The following is a 20662-nucleotide window of genomic DNA, read 5'->3' as shown; positions in this document are numbered from 1 at the left end:
ACAAAAAGCCTTCGAATCCCGAAGGCTTTTCGTAGTTTCTTCCACCGGGAATGTTGTATAAAATGGGGAGGGGTTTTACAAGGAGGACAACATGGAAACAGATTTGATATTGATCATCAAGATGATCGTGATCGGGCTCGTCCAGGGTTTTACCGAACCGATTCCGGTATCGTCCAGCGGCCATGTCATGGTGGCGAGCGAACTGCTCGGGCTGGGGGAGCAGGGCTTCACGTTCGCGATCCTGACCAATACCGCTTCGCTGCTCGCCATCCTGTTTATCTACCGGCAGGATATCGCAAGGCTCGCGGTCAACTCGCTGAACTACCTGAAAACGAAAGATGACCGATACAAGAGCGATTTCCGCTTTGTCTGCTTTATCGTCATCGGCACCATTCCCGCAGGCGCCCTCGGCTTTTTGCTGAACGACTACATCGCGGAAAACGTCAGCATGACGGTGATCGCGATCATGCTGTTCATCACGGGGATCGCCCTGTGGCTGATCCGCAATATGAAAGGCACCAAAGGGGAAGGCGACCTGACGGTAAAGGACGCCATCCTCGTCGGATTCGGTCAGGCTGCGGCACTGACACCGGGCATCAGCCGCTCCGGCGCGACCATCATCTCGGCAATCGCCGTCGGCATGAAACAGGAAACCGCACTCCGGTTCTCATTCATGCTCTACATCCCCGTGAGCCTCGGCGGCCTGGTGCTGGGCGTTGAGGATTTCATGGATGAACCGAACAAAGCGGACCTGATGATCCCTTATCTCGCCGCATTTGTCGCGACCCTGTTCATGACCTACTTTGCGCTCAAGTGGTTCATGGGCGTCATGAAAAGCGGGAAGCTCGTCTACTTTACATACTACTGCTTTATCGCAGGGATCCTGCTGCTGATCTTTTTCTGATAGGTGAAATAAAAAAGGAGTCTCTTCGAACGGCCTGATTTCAGGCGTTTCGGAGGGACTTCCTTTTCTATGGCGGCCTTTTCCTTCAGCTCATTCTCGGGATTTATATAGAAGAAATCTTGGATTCAGAAAGGGCTTCACCAACCCCGAGTCGAATTGGACAGGGAAGTACTTGGGCAGGAGGACGGAGGGACAGCGTTGAGTATTGAGTTCGAAGTGGAACGGGATTTCCGTGTGCAGAAGGAGCGGCTGTATGACGCGCTGCTAGATCTGGAGGCCGCGGAACATTGGATGCAGGGGGCTCGTCGGGATCGAGCGTCAGGACGTCGGACCGATGCGGGAAGGCAGCACCTGGATCGAGACGAGGAAGATGTACGGGTCAAAAGCGTCCGAGCATTTCGAAGTCGTGGAACTCGTGCCCAACGAGAAGATCGTGCTGAAAGTCGACGGGACAAAAGGCACGACAGGGAAGGGGGAGTACCTCTTCACGTATCGGGTCGGCGGGACGGGCGACCAGTCCAACGTCCACCTGCACGGCGAGATCGGAGGGCTCACCGGCCTGACGAAGATGTTCGGCAAGATGATGGCCGGCCCATTCAAGAAAGCCACGGCGAAAGACCTGGATGCACTAAAGGATTATCTGGAATCCAACCAGGGATAGGAAGGGGAATGCAAGATGGGGAAAGTCGTACACTTTGAGATCCACGTTAACGATATGGAGCAGGCGAAGAAATTCTACGGGGAAGTATTCGGATGGACGTTCGAAGACTGGAGCGAATACGCTGGCATGCCGTACTTCGGGGCCGTGACCGGAAGCAAGGAGGAACACGGCATCGACGGCGCCCTCATGCAGCGCCAGAGCCCGCCGCCGTCCCCAGGCCAGCCGCTCAGCGGATTCGCCTGCACGATGGGCGTTGAGGACTACGACGCCACGGAAGAAAAGATTCTCGCAAACGGCGGCACCGTCGCCCTCCCGAAATACGCCCTCCCCGGCATGGCCTGGCAAGGCTACTACACCGACCCGGAAGGCAACCTCTTTGGGATTCATCAGACGGATGAGAATGCGAAATAAATAAAACAAAAACCGCCGAGAAGTACGGCGGTTTTTCTGATATAGGTCATCAGCATGAACTATAGTCTTTACTTCGAATTCAGTTAACTAACATCGTATGCCATATCTATAAGGCGTTTAGCCTTTTCAATATCCTCATCGTCAGAAATAACAACTTCCAAATCACCCGTACCGTAATGCCCGATGTTAGTTACATCACGGGTAAAGCCTTCTTCTAATGTAATTGTGTCGGGTTTAACTTTCAAATAAAGTAGTATCTTTACTGAATGAGGATGTATTTCTACACAAGCAAAATTCTTGATGCGTTTAAATGCAATATAATGTTTAAGGATTTTTATCTGGACATCATCACCAAGTGCCAACATATATGCTTTTATCGTTTCAAATCTATCACTTAATTCCATATTAGCTTGCTCCAAATAATCAGAAACAGTTTTTACTTTAGTACTTCGGTTTATTGCGCTTGTTGCCTTATTAACCTCCTCACTTATATGAACTGTTTGTGCGGTTGTAGCGTTTACTAGATCAAGTAAAATAAAGCCATCGTTGTAGTGCTTGTATTGGTAGAGCTCAATATTTCTGTTTATTTGTTGCACAGCGTGTTCATCGTATTTAGTAAAACCCCCAGCAATACAAAGTAGACGGGGACTACTCCAATCAATGGAATCTGCAACTGCTTCCCCGTACTTACGTAAAGTCATTAGTTCAAATTCCGCTTTATGATCAAGTAACCAATCTAAGTAGAAGAGTCCTTGATTAATCACGTTTTCATTAACTGAACGCTTATATTCAATAATTACTGGTGAATGATTCTCATCTATGCCTAGAGTATCTATCCGTCCAGCATGACGTTTTCCAGTACTATATTCGGAAGCTAAAAAGCGTACGCCTAAAAAGGTTTCAAGGTGCCGCTCCATCATGTGTTGTAAGGATTTCTCTACCGCAACAGATTGTCCTTCTAATTCATCTACGGATTCCCCGTTAAGCCTAAACAATTTAATATCTCCCAAAATAGAACACTCCTTATGGAAAAGATTATACCATTATTAATTTGTGGTTTTAACTTGAGTGAATTCCGCATTTGCCATAGACACCAAAATTTTAAGAGGGAAGTCGAAGGTTTTTCTGTTGGTACCGTATGAATACAGAAGGGTTAAGGCCTTTTTTCGGTCCCGTTCAAGAAAACCCTCTATAATGGAAGAAAAGCAACAGATGATTGAGGAGGAACCAAACATGCCCATCCACAACAAACTCGTACGTGACCGGATTCCGGAGATCATCGAACTGGCAGGCAAGGAACCAAAAACACGGATCCTGAATGATGACGAATACATGCAGGAACTGAGGAAGAAAATCGGAGAAGAATACGAAGAATACCTCGCAGCAGAGAACGCAGTCGCGGCCGTCGAGGAGCTCGCAGATATGCTCGAACTTATCTACGCAACCGCCGCCGCACACGGCGCTACCCCTCACCAACTGGACATGATCCGTGAGGAAAAGGCGAAGAAGCGGGGCGTGTTTGATGAGAAGATCTATCTGATCGAGGTAGTTGATGACTAAGCTGCAACTCATCACGTCCGAGCTTATCCGGCATCTAGAAAAACTGTCGGGTGATGCGGAGGAGATCCACTGGATGACCGCCTTCACGATGAAGTCGGGTGTCCGGAAGGTGTTGCCGTTTCTGAAAGCGGCTTCAAATCGTGGTTCTTCAATTAAGCTTCTAACGGGTGATTATCTGTACATCTCCCAGCCGGAAGCATTGGAGCTCTTGCTCAAGGAGCTTCCTGAGGCCGAGATTAGGTTATGGAAGAGCGGCGGAGCCAGCTTTCATCCGAAGGCGTACCTGTTCCGGGGGAGAGAGGATAATCATCACCTCATCGTCGGCTCATCGAATCTGTCGAAGTCGGCACTGACTTCAGGAGTCGAGTGGAATCTGTTGGCCCCTTCAAAAGCGGATAACCAGGTGTTCGAAGAGGCGGAAGATCAGTTTCTGAAGTTGTTTTACCATGAGTCGACAATCTCGCTAAACCCTGAGACTCTCGCGGAGTATAAGGAGAATCATCGGGAAGCCAATCGCCAACGGCCATTCAGTATGGCCTGGTCAGCGGAAGAAGAGACCGAGATGATGCTTGGGCCGGGTGAAGCCCAGGAAATCGCGGAAAGCGGCGTTGACTATGAAACGAAACCTGCCTCCGCCGAACCGCTGCAGCCCCGTCCCGCCCAGCAGATGGCTCTGGATGCGCTAGAAACGACGATGGAAGAGGAGTATGATCGGGCGATGGTCGTACTCGCGACTGGGCTTGGTAAGACGTACCTTGCCGCATTCTTTGCCAGGAAGTTCAAGAGGGTACTTTTCATCGCTCACAGAGAAGAGATTCTCCGGCAGGCACAGCAATCCTTTCTGCATGTTCATCAGGACAAAACTAGCGGTTTCTTTAATGCTGCCGAAAAAGAAACGGAAGCGGACTTTGTCTTCGCTTCCGTCTATACGCTCGGCAGCCGCCATAACATGGAGCGGTTCAAGCCGGATAACTTCGATTTGATTGTCGTCGATGAGTTTCATCATGCCGCGGCGCCTACATATGAGCGTGTAATCGAGTACTTCCAACCGAAGTTCCTGCTTGGCATCACTGCCACACCGGACCGGATGGACAACAAGGACGTTTATGCCATCTGCGACGGGAATGTCGCTATCTCGATTCATTTCCTGGAGGCGATTGAGCGCGGCTGGCTTTCGCCGTTCCGGTATTATGGCGTCTATGACGACACCGACTACTCGCAGATTACCTGGCGGGGAACCCGTTATGACGAAGAGGAATTGCTCGCGCTACAGCTCAGGGAAGACTTTGCGCAAAAGATCTTCCAAGGATATATGGAGCACAGGCAGACCCGTACTATCGTGTTCTGCTCATCTGTCCGCCAGGCCACTTTCATGAACGACTATTTCCGCAGACAGGGAATTCGTTCGATGGTGCTGCACGGTCAGACGCCTGCAGAAGAGCGACGGAAAGCCACCGACCGCCTTGAATTAGGTGAACTGGAAGCCATCTTCACTGTTGACCTGTTTAATGAAGGCGTCGACATACCGAAGGTGGATACACTGCTCTTTATCCGCCCGACCGAATCACTTACAGTCTACACACAGCAGATCGGCCGCGGGCTTCGGCTGGCAGACGGGAAGTCCCACTGCGTCATCATCGACTTTATCGGCAACTACCGGAACGCGGATGTGAAGCTCGCGGTCTTTGATGAAACAGGAGAGTACGGAGAAAAGCGTGGCCGCTTTGCAGAACCGGCCGTGCCGGAAGTTTGTGAGTTCAATCTTGACCTTCAGGTTATCAATCTGCTTAAGGAGATGGCACGAAAACGCGTGCCCCGGAGGGATGCGCTCATCGCAGCCTACTTTGATCTGAAACGGGAGCTAGGCAGGCGACCGGAATACCTGGAATTTCACCTGCAGGCAGATGCCGACTCTAAGGCAGTTAAGCAGGAATTCGGAAGCTACTTTGGCATGCTGACGTATGCCGGAGAACTGAGCGAGGAAGAAATGCAGGTCTGGGAGAGGTATAAGGACTGGTTTATCGAAGTCGAGAAGACAGAGATGAATAAAAGCTATAAGATGGTCGTTCTATTATACATGCTTTCAAGAGGTCCAAAGCATTGGACATATCCCGTAGCACCTGAAGAGGTTGCGCCGTTCTTCCATCGGTATCTTACTGAAAAGGAATACCGGAAAAAGGTTGACCTCGACAGCAAAAAAGGTCAGGGTCTAATTGAGTATAATGAGAGTAGAGTATCAATACTTATTGCGGAAATGCCGATGACAATGTGGAGCGGGAGTGAGAAGGCAGATATGGTGATTTTCGAAGAGAATCGCTTCTCGATTCAACTCCCTCAGCCTTCCGGAGAACAAGTTGCTCTCCTCTATGACTGGACTGAACAGACAGCGAATTTTCGGTTACATGAGCATTTTGAGCGAAAGATGAAGAAAAGAAAAGCGGGCGTCCAGTAACATGGATGCCCGCTTTTAATCGATTTCCGGCCGTATTCCCCAAGCATCCACAATGCTGGAGTAGAAAAATAGTGGGTTCTTAGAGTTGGGATGATAAGTGGAGTTCTGAAACAACGTTTCCCTGATCTCGTTTGAGGTGTCCTTGCCCGACACGTAGAGCCTCGGGTAGTCGAGCATCAGGTGCTGCCTGATCTCCTCTACTGTGGCAAGGCCTCCCCGATGCTTGAGGATTTCGATCAAGATGCGGAGCGGCAGTTCATCTGGCCAGATACTCCAGAGACCTGAGCCGATTCCTTTGGGTGCATAAAAGAGGTCATAGCTGTCCCATCTGAACGTGCCCCTAAAGATCTCGCAGTCGCTTGAATGGCGATAGATGATGTTGCGGATGATGGCTTCCTCATCCTGATAGTGCCGGATGGCCGGTTCGTGGTTGCGGACATATGTATAGATGTTATCCAGGTGGCAGATGGGTCCGTGTGCTTTAATGGCATCCTGGATGGCTGTCAGGATGGCTTGCTGGTTGGACTGGATGGACATTGTTATACCTCCTTCCCTTTGAAGAACTTCTTCGCGGTCTTCTTATGTACATCATATCTGAAGTATCGGAATTTTTCCTGGACAGGTTTTGTTGGCGTCTTCGGGCAGAAGATGCTTGGCCGACCCAAAGCGTTCTGGTTAGAAGAGAATAAATGGAACGTTTCTATCGCCGCCCCCGTAAAGATAGAGAGTTATTGAAGGGGGATTTTGTGATGATTCATATTGTCTTCGGCGAATCTGCCGCCGGTGCGCTCCGACATGCATTCAGAAAGACAGACGACGAAGTCATCGGCTTTCCGGGGGATTTGTCGGTGGGACCGATCGACGGCATTGACAGGCCTGCGGGGATTGCCCGGCGGTTTGATTGGGAACGGGAAACGTTCCATGAAATGTTTCGCGGACCGGACGGCAGTGAAGCCGTGTTTCGGAATGCGGTGGAGCGGCTGGCGGGTCTTCCTGACGGGGTGCGGGTGACGGTCTGGACATGCGAGAATGCAACCGAACAGATCGGCCTCAGGCTGGCCTGTTATTTGTTGAGAGGCCGGGAGGTGGACGTGCAGACGGTCAATACCCATCGGGCGATGCTCGAGGCTCCCGGTGTGCCCGGCGTGACAGTCGAGATCCGTCATTCGGGTGAGCTGTCCACTGAGCAGCTGCGTTCATTCTATAAGACGCATTGCGAAGCTTTGCCGGAGGCGCGACGGCATTTGCTTGCCGAGGAGGGGGAAGCCCTTCTCAATACACCCGGCCTGGTGCGCTCGTGGCAGGATGGCTCCATCGTCCATGCTCCCGAATCGCGGGATGATGCATTCATCCTTTCCTGTGTGGAACGGGGACTGGACCAGTCGGACGGGGAGTGGGTGCTGGCCATCCGGGTCGTCGGCGAGGCGATGGGGCATGCAATCCAGACGGTCAGCGACGGATGGTTCGAGTCGCGGATCCGGGCCCTTGTCCGGAGCGGCCGGCTGGAAGCGGAGGGGGATCTGGAGTCGATCAGGATGTACAAGGTGCGGCTGGCGGGACGGCAACCGCAATCCGATCAAGCGGTTCTTAGATGAGGGACCGTTTTTCGTATTGCGCGTTCTCTCGTACAGCGGCAGCCGCTCCCTACCGCGGAATCTCAAGTGCGGGGCATCCCTCAGTTAACACGTCCTCGTCACCGATTAGTTGGTAATAGTAGGTCCGCTCCGGCTTGCCTTCTTCCTTCATCGAACCATTGGCCCCGAACCGGATCTTTTCCTGTGGAAGTTCCTGCATGGTGTTTCCGGCTTGATCCACATAAAATGCCCTGGATCGGTATGAACCTGAGTGTTCTTCGCTCACCCAGCCGAAGTCCATCGGGGAGGACGTATCGATGATTCCGTCTTCGGGGACGTGATAGACGATTTCATTGTCTTCGATTTTCAGGGGTGGGGCGCCTTCGACCTCATAGTTGACCAGGACGCATCCTTCGAAGCCCATCGGCAGAAGATAGGTCTGGTCGGCGCCTTTTTGGCTGGAGACTAGGAATAGGAAGAAAGGCCCGGCAACCAATATGACCGATGCCGAGATGCCTGCCCAGCGTGTGAAGCGTCCGGTTTGATCATGCCAAAGGCCAATGAAAAGAACATAGACGAGGAACGCCAGTCCTGCCGTCGCTGCCGAATAAAAACCGAATCTGAAGAAAGACATCATGAAATAACCGAGAAGCAGCGTCACGGCGCTTCCTGATAGAAACGGCAGCACTCCGGTTTGCAGATACTTGCGAATGAACTTACGGGCAGCAAACCCGATTCCGGCGCTGACGAGCACTGAAAAGGCGACGACATACAGAATGGATAAGTACAAGGACACCCACACTCCTGTTCCGCATCAGTTTGTTTGTTGGATGTAACTGTAAACGTCCGGACGCGGCGGCAGGTTCCCTGTAGGCTTTGGGAATCTGTGCGTACAATAAAAAACTGCCTCAGACCAGCTTCCGCCGAAATCTGAGACAGTCCGTTCTTACGTCCGATTCCAAAACCTCATCGTCCCGATTGCCTCCACAAACTCCTCGCCAAAGTTCGGGTTATCCGCCGCGAAGACGACGCCGGCGAGGTTGTTTTGCGGGGTGGCCTGGACGAAGTTGTTCGCGTCCGAGGCGACGCCGATCGGCTTGAAGTGGGTGTAGGCGACGCGGATGAAGTCGACCGTGTCCCGGTTGAATTTGTCCTGGTTTTTGGCGCTGCCGCCGACGACGTAAAGCGAGTCGACGAGGTACGGGCTGTACGTGATGAAGGTTTCGTCGACCTTGAGTGTCGAGCCGTCGGATGCCTGGACCGGGTTGAGGGTGTCGGAGATGATGGCGACAAAGACACCGTTCTCCTTCAGGGTTGCCAGGGTCTGGCCGACTTCTTGGCTGTCGTAGCCATCACCGATGATGACGCCGACTTTCTGGGTGGCCGCATATTTCGGCGTGCTGTATTGGCTGAGGGAGTTGTAGCGTTCTTCGGCGTCCACTTGGGAGTTGTTCGAGCGCCGGACACCGATGTTGTCGGCGACGACGGCGGCCATGCCTTCGTCGACCTTGGCGAGGATGTCGACGTTCTGTTCGCGCACGGAGACGTTCCTGCACCGGCCGAGCTGGTAGCTGAGCGCCTCGATCGTGTGCTGCTTCTCGATCGGGGTGAGGGAGTTCCAGAAGATCCTCGGCTGCGAGAACCAGTCATTGAACGACTCGCTCCGGGCCCGGATCTTATGGCCTTCGACATACTGAGGATAGTACTCGTAGCCGCCTTCCTCGACCGGGACGGTGTACGGGGTGTTGTCCGCGAGCGAGTTCTGGTGGTAGTTCACCTGATCCGTGTCGATCCGGTAGCGCATGTAGCCGCGCCGGGTGTTGTTCGTGAACGGACAGAGCGGACGGTTGATCGGGAGGTCCTGGAAATTGTTGCTGCCGAGCCGGTGGTACTGGGTGTCCTGGTAGGCCATGAGGCGGCCCTGCAGGACCGGGTCGTTCGAGAAGTCGATGCCCGGCACGACGTTACCCGGGTTGAAGGCGACCTGCTCGGACTCGGCGTGTTCGTTCGAGATGTTGCGGTTGAGCGTCATCTTGCCGATCAGCTTGACCGGGACGATCTCCTCCGGCCAGAACTTCGCCGGATCGAGCACGTCAAAGTCGAATTTGAACTCGTCTTCCATCGAGATCAGCTGGACGCCGAGCTCATATTCCGGATAGTAACCCTTGTCGATCGCCTCGCGGAGGTCGCGGCGGTGGAAGTCCGGATCGAGCCCGCCGATTTTGATCGCTTCATCCTGAAGCAGCGAGTGGACGCCGAGCACCGGCTTCCAGACAAACCGCACGAATGTCGCGACGCCTTCCGCGTTCACGAACAGGTACGTGTTGATCGACCACGACTCCATCATCCGGTAGCTTCGGAGGATGCCGCGGTCCGACATGACCCATAGGGTCATGTGGAGGGCTTCCTGATTGTTCGCCACATAGTCCCAGAACCGGTCGTGGGCGCCGGTCGCAGTCGGGATGCCGTCATCCGACTTGGCCTGGTAGGCGTGGATCACATCCGGGAACTTCATGGCGTCCTGGTTGATCAGGACCGGCATCGCGATCGTCGTCAGGTCATAGTTGCCTTCCTCGGTGTAGAACTTCACGCCCTTGCATCGGAGGTCGCGCGCGGTGTCGTAAGAGCCCCGAGGACCCTGCACGGTGGAGAAGCGGACGAACGTCGGTGTCTTCTTGCCTGGCTCCTGGAGGAAGCCGGCTTTCGTGAACTCTGCCATCGACTCATAGCACTCGAACTCGCCATACGCGCCGTAGCCCCGCGCGTGGACGACCCGCTCCGGAATCTCCTCACGCAGGAAGTGGGTCATCTTCTCGAAGTACTGATAATCCTGCCGGAGCGCCGGGCCGCGGACGCCTGCCTTCAGCTGCTCGGAGTCGCCGGCCCGCTTCACCGATGCGTTCGTCGTCATCGGATTGCCGGTGTTCCGGATGCGGTACTCGTCTAGTTGCTCCTGCTTGGGATTGTCGGGACCTTCGAACGCTTCCAGGCCTTTGTAGTCGTCGCTGCCTTCGCCGCCCTGGCCTTCGTTTTCCGGCCCTGGAGGAAACCGATCCATGTCATCACCCGTCCTTTCATTTTCCATTCGCCTGTAAATGTATGCGGAAGGGAAGGGCAATATTCTCTTCACCGGAAGGCTTTCCAAGCAAATGGCTGATGATTCAGGGAAATGGGTGTGCGGGGAGGTATAATGGAAAAAGGAAATGGAGGTTATCATATGCCAGTACTGCTGCAAGTTGATTTCAAGACAGACGGGCCATTTGGCAAGGAAATGTCCGAAGCCTATGCGGACCTTGCAAAAAGCATCACCGGAGAACCGGGCTTCCTGTGGAAAATCTGGACGGAAAACGAAGAAAACAAGGAAGCCGGCGGCATCTACCTGTTCGATACGAAACAGCACGCCGAGGACTACCTCACGATGCACATCGCCCGCCTCGAAAGCTTCGGCATCACCGGCATCCGCGGAAGGATCTTTGATGTTAATGGCCCGCTGACGGAGATGACATCGGGACCTGTAAAGTGAATGGTAAGTTTATTCGTAATGATTTCGCCTTACATGATTTGGATTGAAGCGGAAGGCGGTGACTCCAGCGGGAATAGCATGAGCTGAAGACCCCGCAGGAGCGAAGTGACGAGGAGGCTAAAGCCATGCCCGCGGAAAGCCGCCTGGAGCGGAAATTCCGATTGTAGTGATTCCGGCACCTTGCCGGAATCACTTTTTTTGCCCAAAACTCTGAGAAAATGGTTAACTGAAAGTTTTTCAGTGCATCCTTCATCTATGAATCCAGCCCTACAGGGGAGGCGCAAAGATGAGTGATTTCCTTAAAAAGCTGTTCAGCGATCCTGCAGAGGGCAGTGTCCCCATGAATCAGGTCCCGAAAGAGCCCTTTTCCGATCAGCTTGATGACAATATCAGGCAGCTGGAAGAGCTGTTTCTCGTGCCCAAAAATGACGCCCTGAAGTCCAGAGCGATGAAGATTCCTTCCGTCAACCGCCGCGCGACGGTGCTGTTTGTCGCGGGGGCGGCAGACACCGACATGATCAATGACCATGTGATCAGGCCCCTCCTGGCGTCGCGACTGGACGGGGAAGGGCAACTGGTCGGCGAAATCAAAGACAACATCCTGACGGTCTCCGGCAGCGAGGTGATTGCCGACTTCCGGGAAGCGGTCCGGCGGCTGATCAACGGCAGCGCGATTATCCTGATTGACGGCGAGAAAAGTGCCATCGCGGCGGATACCGCTGGATTCGAGAAGCGCTCTGTTGGCGAACCGACCCGGGAAATCGTCGTCAAGGGGCCAAACCATGCTTTCGTGGAAGCGGTTGACGTCAACAAATCGCTGATCCGCAGGCAGCTGAAAGATCACCGGCTCGTATCCGAGACCGTGACCGTCGGGAACGAATCCCCGCAGGACGTGTCGGTCCTGTACCTGGATAACATTGCTGATAAGGAACTTGTCCGGAACGTGAAGGACCGCCTTGCGAAAGTGGACAAGGATGCGATCCTGACGCTGGCCGCCCTGGAGGAACTGATCGAGGAACGCCCTTACTCACTGTTCCCGTCGACGGTGACGACGGAGCGGCCGGACCGGGCCAGTTCCTTCTTGCTGGAAGGCCATGTCGTGCTCCTCATGGACAACTCGCCCGATGCGCTCATCGCACCGATCACGTTCTGGTCGCTGTTCCATACGGCGGAAGACCATTTCCTGCGATGGGCATACGGGAACTTCGCGCGGATTATGCGGCTCATTGCGCTATTTATTGCCCTGCTTGTACCGGCGCTTTATCTGGCTGTCATCACATTCCACCCGGAGATGATTCCGACCGACCTGCTGTTGGCAATCGCAGGGACGCGGGAAAGGGTGCCATTCCCGTCGTTTCTGGAGCTGCTTCTCCTGGAAATCACGTTCGAAATCTTGAGGGAGGCTGGTCTCCGGGTGCCGACGCCTCTCGGGCCTACGATGGGGATTGTCGGCGCCCTGATCCTCGGGCAGGCAGCGGTTGAGGCCAATCTGGTCAGCCCGTTGCTGGTCGTTGTGATCGCCATCACCGGTCTGTCTTCCTTCGCCTTGCCGGATCTCGGTCTCAGCGTCATGGTCCGCCTCCTGCGTTTCGGCTTTTTGTTCGCCGCCCACTTGCTTGGTTTTGTCGGGATTGCCCTCGGATTTGCGGCTCTGCTGGCTTATGCCGTGTCGATCAAATCTTTCGGCGTGCCGTTTTTCTCTCCGCTCACTCCTCATATGCCGTCTTCCCGGGACCTGTTTTTACGGCCCATTCTTAAGAAGCAATGGCAGCGTCCCGAGTCACTGAGTCCGCAGGAGGACAAGCGGGTTGAACAGAGAGGAGGGGACGGCTCATGATCCGGGTATCCGACGGAAAAATCGGGGGCAGGGAGTTTTTCGCCATCTTGTACGCGATGATGGCGATCCGCGTCACGAACTCCACACCTAATCTTCTGCTGGACACGGGACTCACGGCCGCCTGGGTGATGCCGCTGCTTTCCGCTGCGTTTTTATTCGGACCCTTGCTGCTACTGCTTCCATTAATGAAGAAACATAACACCGGCCTGATTGAGTTACTCAACAACCTGACCGGAAACTTGTTCGGGCGGTTGATTACACTCGCCCTGTTTGTGGCCATCTTCTCTTCGACCTCGATCAATGGCCGGAACTATGTGGACATCGTCACCACGATGTATTATGCGGAGACATCCGTCCTTTACCTGTTGGTGGTGCTGATTCTTGGCGCATCGTTCTTTATCGCCCATAGGGGGCTTGAGGCGATCGGCAGGATGGCACTGTTCGTCGTTCCGATTTTCCTGCTGACCTCGATTCTGCTGGTTGCCGGCGTTGCGGAGCAACTCAACTATCTGTACGTGTTTCCGATCGCAGGATCGGGAGCGGGAGAGTTGTTCAAGGGAAGTTTGACGTACAGCGCATTCTATGGAGACATCATCCTCGTCGGCATTTTGTATACCTATGTGCGGACACATCGGGCGTTCCAGAAAGCGGCGATTTGGGGGCTGTGGGTACCGGCGGTCAAAATGGCCGTGTTTCTCGCGGTCTTTGTGATGATGTTTGACTATCCTGCCGTGCAGAACATCGCATATCCATATCATCATCTGACGCGTATGGCGACGCTTGGTTCGTTGGCCAATCATGTGGAATCGATCTTCCTGGCACTCTGGTTTGTCGGGTCCGCCCTCCACTTCGCCATATACCTTTATCTGTCCGCTTACCTGCTTGGAAAAGCGATCGGCTACAAGAAGTTTGAACTGCTTTTACTACCGCTTGCGGGAACCGCAGTCGTGCTGGGCATGATTCCGGACAACAATCTTCAGGGAGAGCGTTGGAGGACGCTGCTTCTCGAGGTCAGCTCAGGGATGTTCCTGCTGTTGCCCGTTCTGTTATGGATATTGGACCGTTTCGGAAAGAAGGGGAAGCAATGAGAAGGATCGGATGGAAAGTCGGGATGTTGTTTGCGGTTTTATTCCTGGCAGGTTGCGGGGAGCGGCTGGAACTGGAGCAGCAGGCATTCGTCGTCGCAATAGGACTCGACAAAGGGGAAAAGAGAAATCTGATTGACGTGACCTTCCAGATCTCCAACCCACAGGTCAATACGTCCCAGGCGGCGGAAGCGCAGACCGAACCTCCGTCAGACATCGTCACGATCACCGCCCCGGATCTGCTGTCCGCCAAGGAGCTGGCGCAGTCCTCCTTATCGAGGAAGATCACCTTCAGCCATCTGAAGACGATCATCATAGGAGAAGAACTGGCGAGGGACGATCTGTTCAAACATGTAATCGGTTCGGCCATCATCGATCCTGAGATGAGAAGGGAAGCGATGATGATCATCTCGAAAGAGCCGGCGCAGGACTTTATCCATCAAAACAAGCCGACGATGGAAACGCGTCCTCACAAGTATTACGCATTCATGGAGGGAAACTGGGAGCATACCGGCTATGTGCCGCTTTCCGACCTGAACACCTTCTACCAGAGGACGGATGGTGAACTGTTTTTGGCGGCATATGCCACTGCCCAAACAGAGCCGGAGGTGCAAGAGGACGACGACGCGTACTTGGCAGGTGAGGTGCCTCAGCTTTCGGGGTACCCTGTCCAGATGATGGGCTCAGCCATCTTACAAAAAGGCCGCATGATCGGAACGCTGGATGGGGAAGAAACCCGTTTTTCACTCCTTCTAAGAAGAAAGAACCTGATCGAGTCGATGACTGCCAGCTTCCCCGACCCTACGAAAGAGGAATACCGGCTGACCGTTGTGTTCAGCAGAACAGAAAATACCAAGATCCGCATCGATACAGACAGGTCCCCGGCCAAGATTGATGTGAATGTCCCCCTAAAGATGCGCATCAATTCCAACCTCTCTCTGCAGGACTTTACACGCAACGAAAAAAAGCAGAAGAAACTGGTCAAATCCGTCGAAGAACGATTGGAGAAAAAGTCCGATGAGCTGATCGCAAAGCTGCAGGAAGAATACGGGGGAGAGCCGTTTGTCTGGTACGCGGCCGCCAGAAAGAACTTCTGGACGATGAAGGAGTTTGAAGACTATGGCTGGGACCGGCAATTTGCCGAAGCCGATGTCGACATCAAATTTGTTGTTGAAATCGAAAGCTTCGGCGAGCAGATCCGCCCGCCGAGTCTGAAAAAGGATGAAACCGAATAGGAAAAACAAAACCGCCGGAAGGGTTGAAGGCCCTCCGGCGGTTCTTGTTTACATAGCGGATTAAAGTTCAGGACAGACTAAGGGCGGGTTACTGGCCGCCGTTTTTCATTTGCTGCTGGGCTTGGGCGATCAGGCGCTTCGTGATTTCTCCGCCGACGGAACCGTTGGCACGCGCTGTCGCATTTTCACCCAGCTGGACGCCGAATTCTTGTGCAATCTCTTCCTTCATCTGGTCGAGTGCCTGGCGTACGCCCGGTACAACGAGTTTGTTGGAATTGTTGTTGTTTGGCATGTTTGTCTCGCCTCCTTTGTGCAGTTAGAATAACCGCTGGAGACAAAACGATTCGATGAGATATTTTCCAGTGCTTACTTCAGCAGGAAAATCGTTTCGCCGAGCACCTCTTCCGTTTCAAAAGAGCCTTCAGGAAGCTCGCTCGCGACGAAGCTGTCCACTTCGGCCTGCTGGATATTGTAGAGGACTTCAATCTCTTTGGAGAAGAGCCGCTTTTCTTTCCCCAGGACGGCCTGGAGTTTCGGTGTGTCCGCGGCGACCGGCGCACCTTCGGTAAGGACTTGTTTCAGGGCTTCTTCGTATGCCTCGAGCGGGCGGGCACCGACGATTTTCACGCCCTGCTGTTCCTTGTTCACGAGGACGATTGTCGGGAAACCGCGGGCGCCGAGCGTGGCCGCCTTACGGAAGTCCTCTTGGAGAAGCTGCTGCGCTTCTGGTGTTTCGGATTCCTTCACGATGGCGTCTCCATCAAGGCCGAGTCCGTCGACAATTTCCTTCAGGACGCCGGCGTCGGAAATGTTGCGGTTAAAGGCGAACAGTTCCTCGCGGGCACGGCGCAGGAAAACAGGCGCAAGAGACGGGTCGTATTTTTGGACGGTCTTGAACACGCGGGACGGGATGAACGATGATGTGACAGGATCCGTGTGCCAGAGCGAGCCGTCGATCGGCATCCGGCTGTGCTCGCCGACCTCCCGCCAATGGGACGCGACGTCTGCCGGCCCGGAAATCCCGTTGGCGCGGTCGGCGAATCCGTCCCATTTCTCGAGCAGGCCGCCCATGACCGTATGGACGTTCAGGTGGTCGGCATAGCGCTCGGTGAATGCGCGGAACTGAGGCTCAAGCGCCCAGCAGTGCGAGCAGATCGGGTCGGTCACATAGTACAGGTCGACTTTTTCCTTTGGCTTGCTGAAGTCGAGCATTTGAAAGCCGGTCGTGTTTTCCTCTCCCGGCACGCCGCATACGCCGGTTTCCATGTCGCAGATCAGATTGTTCTTGTTCATCATAGTTCCTCCTTTGTTGGGGTGAGTTGGACGTCGAGATGCTGTTGGGCCCATTCCTGGATCGGCTTCAGGCTTTCAGCGAGCGCCGCGCCTTTGTCGGTCAGTCGGTAACGGATGCTGACAGACGGTTCCTGGTGGACGGTCTTTTCGATGAGGCCGGCTTCGGCCAGTTCGGTGAGCTTGAGCGAAAGTGCACGGGGCGTCATGCCCGTGAGGTCCTGCTTCATCTCCGAGAAGTGTGCGGCATGGTTTTCGCGCGACCACAGATAGTGGACCAGCTGGCCGTTCCACTTCTTGCCGAGGATCTGGAACGCGGCCTCCATATAGGGACAGGTCTGCAAGGGCACTCCTCCTTTGGTGTAATTGCGATGTTGTATACTTAGTATATCAAGTATAAAAAATATATCAAGAGGTGTGATTACGAAAGATCATCGTCGGTGAGGCGGGTGAGTTTGCACATTCGCCCTTCGAGATTGCATAATCACACCCCGAGACTGCACGTTCGACCTGCGAGATTACACGTTCACAACAAAAGAAGCATGCAGCCCGGCCCGGCTGCATGCTGTTTAGCGCTTATTCGGTTGTGGCCGCGATGGCCGTTTCGTTCGTGTAGACGGCCTGCCTGTCGATGATCCGCCGGCTGGAGGCGTTCAGGCCCTGGATGGTGACGTCGTTGCCGTTTTCCCTGAGTTTCAGGACGGCCTTGTCGATCGCGCCGACCGCCGAGTCATCCCATACATGGGAGTCAGTGAAGTCGATGCGGATGTCCTGATCTTTCTCCGTCAGGTCGATGCCTGCGAGGAAGTCCTCGACCGAGGCGAAGAACAGCTGGCCCTGCACGCTGTAAAGGATGCCGGCGTCCGTCAGCTTTTTCTCGACCTTGATCTTGGAGATTTTGACAACGAAGAAGATCGCGCTCAGGATCACGCCGGCGATGACGCCTTTGGACAGGTCGTGTGTAGCCACGACGATTCCCATTGTGACGACCATGACCGCAGCGTCCGTTTTCGGCGCTTTCCTGAGGTAGGAGAACGAGCCCCAGTCGAACGTGCCGATCGATACCATGATCATGATGCCGACCAGGACCGGCATCGGAATCTGGACGACGAGGTCGCCGAGGACGATGATCAGGAACATGAGCAGAAGTCCCGCCGTCAGCGTGGACAGCCTGCCGCGCCCGCCGCTTTTCACGTTGATGACCGATTGGCCGATCATCGCGCAGCCCGCCATGCCGCCGAAGAATCCGTTGATGACGTTCGCGATGCCCTGGCCGCGCGCTTCTTTGTTTTTGTTGCTTCCCGTGTCCGTCATGTCGTCGACGATCTGTGAAGTGAGGAGTGACTCCAGCAGACCGACGATCGCGAGTGCGAGCGAGTATGGGAAGATGATCGCGAGTGTTTCCAGGTTAAATGGAACGTTCGGGATGAGGAATGCCGGAAGAGTCTGCGAAATCGTACCAAGATCGCCGACCGTACGGAGCTCGAGCCCCGAGAAGATCGCCACTGCCGTCAGGATGACGATCGCGATCAGCGGAGCGGGAATCGCGCGGAAAAACCGCGGGACGATATAAACGATCGCGAGCGTAATCGCGACAAATACATAGGTCATATTATTGATGCCAAGGAAATGCGGCACCTGCGCCATGAAGATCAGGATCGCCAGCGAGTTGACGAAGCCGATCATGACGGCACGCGGGATGAACTTCATCAGCTTCGCGATCTTCAGCACACCGAAGAGGATCTGGATGACCCCGGTGAGGATCGTTGCTGCAAGAAGGTAGTCCAGCCCGTGCTCGCGGACAAGCGGCACCATGAGAAGCGCCATCGCGCCGGTCGCCGCGGAGATCATACCAGGCCGGCCGCCGACAAAGGCGATGATGACCGCGATGCAGAAGGAGGCATATAAGCCGACCATCGGATCCACGCCTGCTATGATGGAAAAGGCGATCGCCTCGGGAATCAGGGCAAGGGCGACTACGGTCCCCGCCAGGATGTCCCCGCGGACGTTGCCGAACCATTCTTTCTTTAGAGTATCTATCAATCGGTACACCTCTTTATTGTAATCTGACTGACACATTCTAACATCGTTTGTTCCAAAAGGGAACCCTTTTGGACCTGGATTCGTTTATAATGGGAACGAAGCTTTTCCGGAAAGGAAGTCTATAATGAACTACGCATATATCCGTTGCCTGCCGTCCGACCGTGATATGGCAGCGCAAAAGGAGACGCTCAGTACCCATCCTGTCGATGAATGGGTGAAGGAAGAGGAGTACCAGATCAATGATGCGCTGGATGCGCTTCTGGAACGGGTCGGAGCAGGTGATGTAATTTACGTCCAATCGCTCGTCACGCTCGCCCATTCGCCGGCGCATCTTATGGTGGTGCTCGAGCAGGTGTCCGAGAAAAAGGCCGTGATCCGGTTCCACCGCGAGGAGATCGACTCCGATCAGCCGCTCTCGTTGAATCTGGAGCAGATGGTGCGCATGTTCACGGAGTTCCAGTCTGAAACGGTGAGCCTCGCGACCAAGACCGGCATCGACCGTGCGCGGGAAAAGGGCGTCTCCACCGGACGCCCGCGAAAAAAGGACAAAAACGTTCGCGAAGCACTCCGGATGTACCGCTCCAACCTGTATACGTTGGCAGAAATCCGCGAGAAAACGAACATCTCGAAAACGACGCTCTACCGTTATCTCGCATTGGAGAAGGACGGGGACGAATGAGGAAAGCACACGGGGCTGCCGCGTGCTTTTTCGTTTTGGGGCAGGAGTGGCGGCGAAAGTACACAACCGTAATATATAAGCATTTAATTATTTACAGATGAATTCCGCAGGTGTACTCTATACATAAGCAAACAGTTATATAAGGAGGCCCACATGGATATTCAGCTGATGGAGAAGCAATTAAAGGCGCTCGCTGACAGCAACCGGCTGAAGGTGCTTTCCTGCCTGAAGAGCGGGGAAGTGTGCGTCTGTGAGTTTGTCGATGTGCTCGGCATTTCACAGCCGGCCGTCAGCCAGCATCTGCGCAAGCTGAAGGAAGCCGGCATTGTCAGCGAGCGCAAAAGGGGCACGTGGAAGCATTACCGGCTGGCGGAAGAACTGACGCCGGTTGTCCGGACAGTCATTGATGAGCTTGAAGCGACCGAAGCCTGCGTGTGCGGCTCCGCTGAAGTTTCATGCTGAGCCGATATCAGAGGAGGAACCGATCATGACGAAAAAACTGCTTTATTTCCTGTGCACGGGCAACTCGTGCCGCAGCCAGATTGCCGAAGGATTCGGCAAGAAGTACCTCGGGGACGAATGGGAAGTGAAAAGCGCGGGTGTCGAGGCGCACGGGCTGAATCCAAGAGCCGTTGAGACGATGGCCGAAGCGGGAATCGACATCTCCGGGCAGACGTCCGATATTCTCGATATGGAAACGATGAATCGCTCGGACTTTATCGTGACGCTGTGCGGCGACGCCGCGGACCGCTGCCCGATCACGCCGCCGTCGATCCGCCGGGAGCACTGGGGCTTTGACGATCCGGCAAAAGCGACCGGTACGGAAGAAGAAATCATGGCGGAATTCCGCCGCGTTCGCGACGAGATTGGCGAGCGCATCCGGAAGTTTGCGGAGGAGGAATCGAAATGAATGTCTCACCAGAAGGAAAAGCGTTTCTGACAGAGGTACAGGCCAAACAGCCTGACAAGACGATCCGTTTCTACGGCGTCCCGGGATGCTGCGGCGTCAACATGGGCGCTGAGCTTGCGGTGCCTGCCGACGGAGATGAACAGATGGAACTGGAAGGGATCCGGTTCGCCGTCGATCCGCAGGTGAAGGCAATGCTGGCGGACGTGACGGTCCACGCGGAAGAAAACGAAGGGGAGATGGGGCTGATGCTGGTCGGCTACCAGCCCGGGAGCTGCTGATGGTCGTCAAGAACGCGGGCGCACTGTCGCCGGACTACTTCTTGTCATACCTGCGGCTGCTCCTGTCCACCCGGGCTGGTTCCTTGGAAGAAGCGAAGAAGCTGACCGAAGAGCAGTTTTTCCGGGGCGACCTGAACCGCTACGGAGTGTACACGAAAGCGGCCTATGAAGAGGCCCTGAAGCGAATCTGCAATGACCCCATCCAAGAAGAGGTGTAGAC

The 20662-nt window shown here is 54.5% G+C and carries 23 protein-coding genes; 15 read left to right on the top strand and 8 right to left on the bottom strand.

The features are described 5' to 3' along the window. Positions 1-91: 91 nt before the first annotated feature. The 3 genes from AC6CHQ_RS05365 to AC6CHQ_RS05355 all read left to right on the top strand — a co-directional run bounded on the left by AC6CHQ_RS05365 (position 92) and on the right by AC6CHQ_RS05355 (position 1976). Positions 92-904 carry an undecaprenyl-diphosphate phosphatase gene (locus AC6CHQ_RS05365; protein ID WP_498081050.1) on the top strand — a complete coding sequence of 271 codons (813 nt, stop codon included), beginning with the start codon at positions 92-94 and terminating at the stop codon, positions 902-904. Between the two features lie 334 nt (positions 905-1238). Continuing rightward, entirely contained in the window at positions 1239-1565 is a 327-nt protein-coding gene (locus AC6CHQ_RS05360; protein ID WP_251238686.1) for an SRPBCC family protein, read from the top strand. A 15-nt stretch (positions 1566-1580) separates the two neighbouring features. Beyond that, on the top strand, positions 1581-1976 hold the full coding sequence (locus AC6CHQ_RS05355) for a VOC family protein (protein WP_251238685.1): 396 nt from the start codon (positions 1581-1583) through the stop codon (positions 1974-1976). Positions 1977-2059: 83 nt separating this feature from the next. Here the strand turns inward: AC6CHQ_RS05355 and AC6CHQ_RS05350 are convergent, their stop codons facing one another. Then, positions 2060-2986 (bottom strand): DUF5655 domain-containing protein, encoded by a 927-nt coding sequence (locus AC6CHQ_RS05350; RefSeq protein WP_251238684.1) that lies wholly within the window; start codon positions 2984-2986, stop codon positions 2060-2062. A 223-nt stretch (positions 2987-3209) separates the two neighbouring features. Between AC6CHQ_RS05350 and AC6CHQ_RS05345 the strand changes: the two genes are divergently transcribed. Together AC6CHQ_RS05345 and AC6CHQ_RS05340 are read left to right on the top strand one after the other, a co-directional pair. Next, a complete protein-coding gene (locus tag AC6CHQ_RS05345; RefSeq protein WP_251238683.1) occupies positions 3210-3536 on the top strand; it encodes a nucleoside triphosphate pyrophosphohydrolase in 327 nt (108 codons plus the stop codon). Continuing rightward, positions 3529-5988 (top strand): DEAD/DEAH box helicase family protein, encoded by a 2460-nt coding sequence (locus tag AC6CHQ_RS05340; protein ID WP_251238682.1) that lies wholly within the window; start codon positions 3529-3531, stop codon positions 5986-5988. Before AC6CHQ_RS05345 ends, AC6CHQ_RS05340 begins: the two co-directional genes overlap by 8 nt. Positions 5989-6003: 15 nt before the next feature. Here the strand turns inward: AC6CHQ_RS05340 and AC6CHQ_RS05335 are convergent, their stop codons facing one another. Then, the gene (locus tag AC6CHQ_RS05335) at positions 6004-6525 is read right to left on the bottom strand and encodes a hypothetical protein (protein ID WP_251238681.1); all 522 of its coding nucleotides are present in this window, start codon (positions 6523-6525) and stop codon (positions 6004-6006) included. 212 nt (positions 6526-6737) lie between these two features. On the opposite strand from AC6CHQ_RS05335, the gene AC6CHQ_RS05330 reads away from it, so the two are divergent. Continuing rightward, positions 6738-7583, top strand: a complete 846-nt coding sequence (locus AC6CHQ_RS05330) for a DUF1835 domain-containing protein (RefSeq protein ID WP_251238680.1) — start codon at positions 6738-6740, stop codon at positions 7581-7583. A 49-nt stretch (positions 7584-7632) separates the two neighbouring features. On the opposite strand, the gene AC6CHQ_RS05325 is transcribed toward AC6CHQ_RS05330, so the two are convergent. Both AC6CHQ_RS05325 and AC6CHQ_RS05320 read right to left on the bottom strand, forming a co-directional pair. Continuing rightward, positions 7633-8352, bottom strand: a complete 720-nt coding sequence (locus AC6CHQ_RS05325) for a DUF6843 domain-containing protein (protein ID WP_251238679.1) — start codon at positions 8350-8352, stop codon at positions 7633-7635. A gap of 156 nt (positions 8353-8508) precedes the next feature. Then, on the bottom strand, positions 8509-10620 hold the full coding sequence (locus AC6CHQ_RS05320) for a catalase (RefSeq protein ID WP_251238678.1): 2112 nt from the start codon (positions 10618-10620) through the stop codon (positions 8509-8511). 159 nt (positions 10621-10779) lie between these two features. On the opposite strand from AC6CHQ_RS05320, the gene AC6CHQ_RS05315 reads away from it, so the two are divergent. The 4 genes from AC6CHQ_RS05315 to AC6CHQ_RS05300 all read left to right on the top strand — a co-directional run bounded on the left by AC6CHQ_RS05315 (position 10780) and on the right by AC6CHQ_RS05300 (position 15242). Further along, complete coding sequence (locus AC6CHQ_RS05315; RefSeq protein WP_251238677.1) at positions 10780-11085, top strand: monooxygenase; 306 nt, start codon at positions 10780-10782, stop codon at positions 11083-11085. 286 nt (positions 11086-11371) lie between these two features. Next, positions 11372-12922: a spore germination protein gene (locus AC6CHQ_RS05310; RefSeq protein ID WP_251238676.1), complete on the top strand. Its 1551-nt coding sequence runs from the start codon at positions 11372-11374 to the stop codon at positions 12920-12922. Beyond that, complete coding sequence (locus tag AC6CHQ_RS05305; protein WP_498081049.1) at positions 12919-14010, top strand: GerAB/ArcD/ProY family transporter; 1092 nt, start codon at positions 12919-12921, stop codon at positions 14008-14010. Before AC6CHQ_RS05310 ends, AC6CHQ_RS05305 begins: the two co-directional genes overlap by 4 nt. Then, the gene (locus AC6CHQ_RS05300; RefSeq protein ID WP_251238674.1) at positions 14007-15242 is read left to right on the top strand and encodes a Ger(x)C family spore germination protein; all 1236 of its coding nucleotides are present in this window, start codon (positions 14007-14009) and stop codon (positions 15240-15242) included. The genes AC6CHQ_RS05305 and AC6CHQ_RS05300 overlap by 4 nt, the downstream gene beginning before the upstream one ends. Before the next feature lie 88 nt (positions 15243-15330). Here AC6CHQ_RS05300 and AC6CHQ_RS05295 read toward each other — a convergent pair whose 3' ends face one another. The 4 genes from AC6CHQ_RS05295 to AC6CHQ_RS05280 form a co-directional block, all read right to left on the bottom strand. Then, on the bottom strand, positions 15331-15534 hold the full coding sequence (locus AC6CHQ_RS05295; protein WP_092052450.1) for an alpha/beta-type small acid-soluble spore protein: 204 nt from the start codon (positions 15532-15534) through the stop codon (positions 15331-15333). Positions 15535-15608: 74 nt separating this feature from the next. Then, positions 15609-16535 carry a DsbA family protein gene (locus AC6CHQ_RS05290; RefSeq protein ID WP_251238673.1) on the bottom strand — a complete coding sequence of 309 codons (927 nt, stop codon included), beginning with the start codon at positions 16533-16535 and terminating at the stop codon, positions 15609-15611. Continuing rightward, positions 16535-16876: a winged helix-turn-helix transcriptional regulator gene (locus tag AC6CHQ_RS05285; RefSeq protein WP_251238672.1), complete on the bottom strand. Its 342-nt coding sequence runs from the start codon at positions 16874-16876 to the stop codon at positions 16535-16537. Before AC6CHQ_RS05285 ends, AC6CHQ_RS05290 begins: the two co-directional genes overlap by 1 nt. 232 nt (positions 16877-17108) lie before the next feature. Further along, the gene (locus AC6CHQ_RS05280; protein ID WP_251238671.1) at positions 17109-18575 is read right to left on the bottom strand and encodes a SulP family inorganic anion transporter; all 1467 of its coding nucleotides are present in this window, start codon (positions 18573-18575) and stop codon (positions 17109-17111) included. 124 nt (positions 18576-18699) lie between these two features. Between AC6CHQ_RS05280 and AC6CHQ_RS05275 the strand changes: the two genes are divergently transcribed. The 5 genes from AC6CHQ_RS05275 (at position 18700) to AC6CHQ_RS05255 (ending at position 20660) form a co-directional block, all read left to right on the top strand. Then, on the top strand, positions 18700-19254 hold the full coding sequence (locus AC6CHQ_RS05275; protein WP_251238670.1) for a recombinase family protein: 555 nt from the start codon (positions 18700-18702) through the stop codon (positions 19252-19254). Positions 19255-19407: 153 nt separating this feature from the next. Next, the gene (locus AC6CHQ_RS05270; protein ID WP_251238669.1) at positions 19408-19716 is read left to right on the top strand and encodes an ArsR/SmtB family transcription factor; all 309 of its coding nucleotides are present in this window, start codon (positions 19408-19410) and stop codon (positions 19714-19716) included. A 25-nt stretch (positions 19717-19741) separates the two neighbouring features. After that, positions 19742-20164: an arsenate reductase (thioredoxin) gene (gene arsC, locus AC6CHQ_RS05265; RefSeq protein WP_251238668.1), complete on the top strand. Its 423-nt coding sequence runs from the start codon at positions 19742-19744 to the stop codon at positions 20162-20164. Then, entirely contained in the window at positions 20161-20442 is a 282-nt protein-coding gene (locus AC6CHQ_RS05260) for a Fe-S cluster assembly protein HesB (protein WP_251238667.1), read from the top strand. The genes arsC and AC6CHQ_RS05260 overlap by 4 nt, the downstream gene beginning before the upstream one ends. After that, complete coding sequence (locus AC6CHQ_RS05255; RefSeq protein ID WP_251238666.1) at positions 20442-20660, top strand: hypothetical protein; 219 nt, start codon at positions 20442-20444, stop codon at positions 20658-20660. Before AC6CHQ_RS05260 ends, AC6CHQ_RS05255 begins: the two co-directional genes overlap by 1 nt. Positions 20661-20662 lie beyond the last annotated feature (2 nt).

The organism is Bhargavaea sp. GQ12 (genome assembly GCF_059758705.1).
The sequence above is the reverse complement of the archived record's forward strand: the minus strand, read 5'-3'. Positions and strand labels throughout refer to the sequence as shown.

Excerpts from the sequence above, each read along its gene's own strand:
- AC6CHQ_RS05330 (WP_251238680.1), top strand. The coding sequence starts at position 6,738 with ATGATTCATATTGTCTTCGGCGAATCTGCCGCCGGTGCGCTCCGACAT.
- AC6CHQ_RS05290 (WP_251238673.1), bottom strand. The coding sequence starts at position 16,535 with ATGAACAAGAACAATCTGATCTGCGACATGGAAACCGGCGTATGCGGC.
- AC6CHQ_RS05340 (WP_251238682.1), top strand. The coding sequence starts at position 3,529 with ATGACTAAGCTGCAACTCATCACGTCCGAGCTTATCCGGCATCTAGAA.
- AC6CHQ_RS05360 (WP_251238686.1), top strand. The coding sequence starts at position 1,239 with ATGCGGGAAGGCAGCACCTGGATCGAGACGAGGAAGATGTACGGGTCA.
- AC6CHQ_RS05305 (WP_498081049.1), top strand. The coding sequence starts at position 12,919 with ATGATCCGGGTATCCGACGGAAAAATCGGGGGCAGGGAGTTTTTCGCC.
- AC6CHQ_RS05310 (WP_251238676.1), top strand. The coding sequence starts at position 11,372 with ATGAGTGATTTCCTTAAAAAGCTGTTCAGCGATCCTGCAGAGGGCAGT.
- AC6CHQ_RS05315 (WP_251238677.1), top strand. The coding sequence starts at position 10,780 with ATGCCAGTACTGCTGCAAGTTGATTTCAAGACAGACGGGCCATTTGGC.
- AC6CHQ_RS05260 (WP_251238667.1), top strand. The coding sequence starts at position 20,161 with ATGAATGTCTCACCAGAAGGAAAAGCGTTTCTGACAGAGGTACAGGCC.
- AC6CHQ_RS05345 (WP_251238683.1), top strand. The coding sequence starts at position 3,210 with ATGCCCATCCACAACAAACTCGTACGTGACCGGATTCCGGAGATCATC.
- AC6CHQ_RS05295 (WP_092052450.1), bottom strand. The coding sequence starts at position 15,534 with ATGCCAAACAACAACAATTCCAACAAACTCGTTGTACCGGGCGTACGC.
- AC6CHQ_RS05320 (WP_251238678.1), bottom strand. The coding sequence starts at position 10,620 with ATGGATCGGTTTCCTCCAGGGCCGGAAAACGAAGGCCAGGGCGGCGAA.
- AC6CHQ_RS05365 (WP_498081050.1), top strand. The coding sequence starts at position 92 with ATGGAAACAGATTTGATATTGATCATCAAGATGATCGTGATCGGGCTC.
- AC6CHQ_RS05355 (WP_251238685.1), top strand. The coding sequence starts at position 1,581 with ATGGGGAAAGTCGTACACTTTGAGATCCACGTTAACGATATGGAGCAG.
- arsC (WP_251238668.1), top strand. The coding sequence starts at position 19,742 with ATGACGAAAAAACTGCTTTATTTCCTGTGCACGGGCAACTCGTGCCGC.
- AC6CHQ_RS05300 (WP_251238674.1), top strand. The coding sequence starts at position 14,007 with ATGAGAAGGATCGGATGGAAAGTCGGGATGTTGTTTGCGGTTTTATTC.
- AC6CHQ_RS05335 (WP_251238681.1), bottom strand. The coding sequence starts at position 6,525 with ATGTCCATCCAGTCCAACCAGCAAGCCATCCTGACAGCCATCCAGGAT.
- AC6CHQ_RS05270 (WP_251238669.1), top strand. The coding sequence starts at position 19,408 with ATGGATATTCAGCTGATGGAGAAGCAATTAAAGGCGCTCGCTGACAGC.
- AC6CHQ_RS05275 (WP_251238670.1), top strand. The coding sequence starts at position 18,700 with ATGAACTACGCATATATCCGTTGCCTGCCGTCCGACCGTGATATGGCA.
- AC6CHQ_RS05255 (WP_251238666.1), top strand. The coding sequence starts at position 20,442 with ATGGTCGTCAAGAACGCGGGCGCACTGTCGCCGGACTACTTCTTGTCA.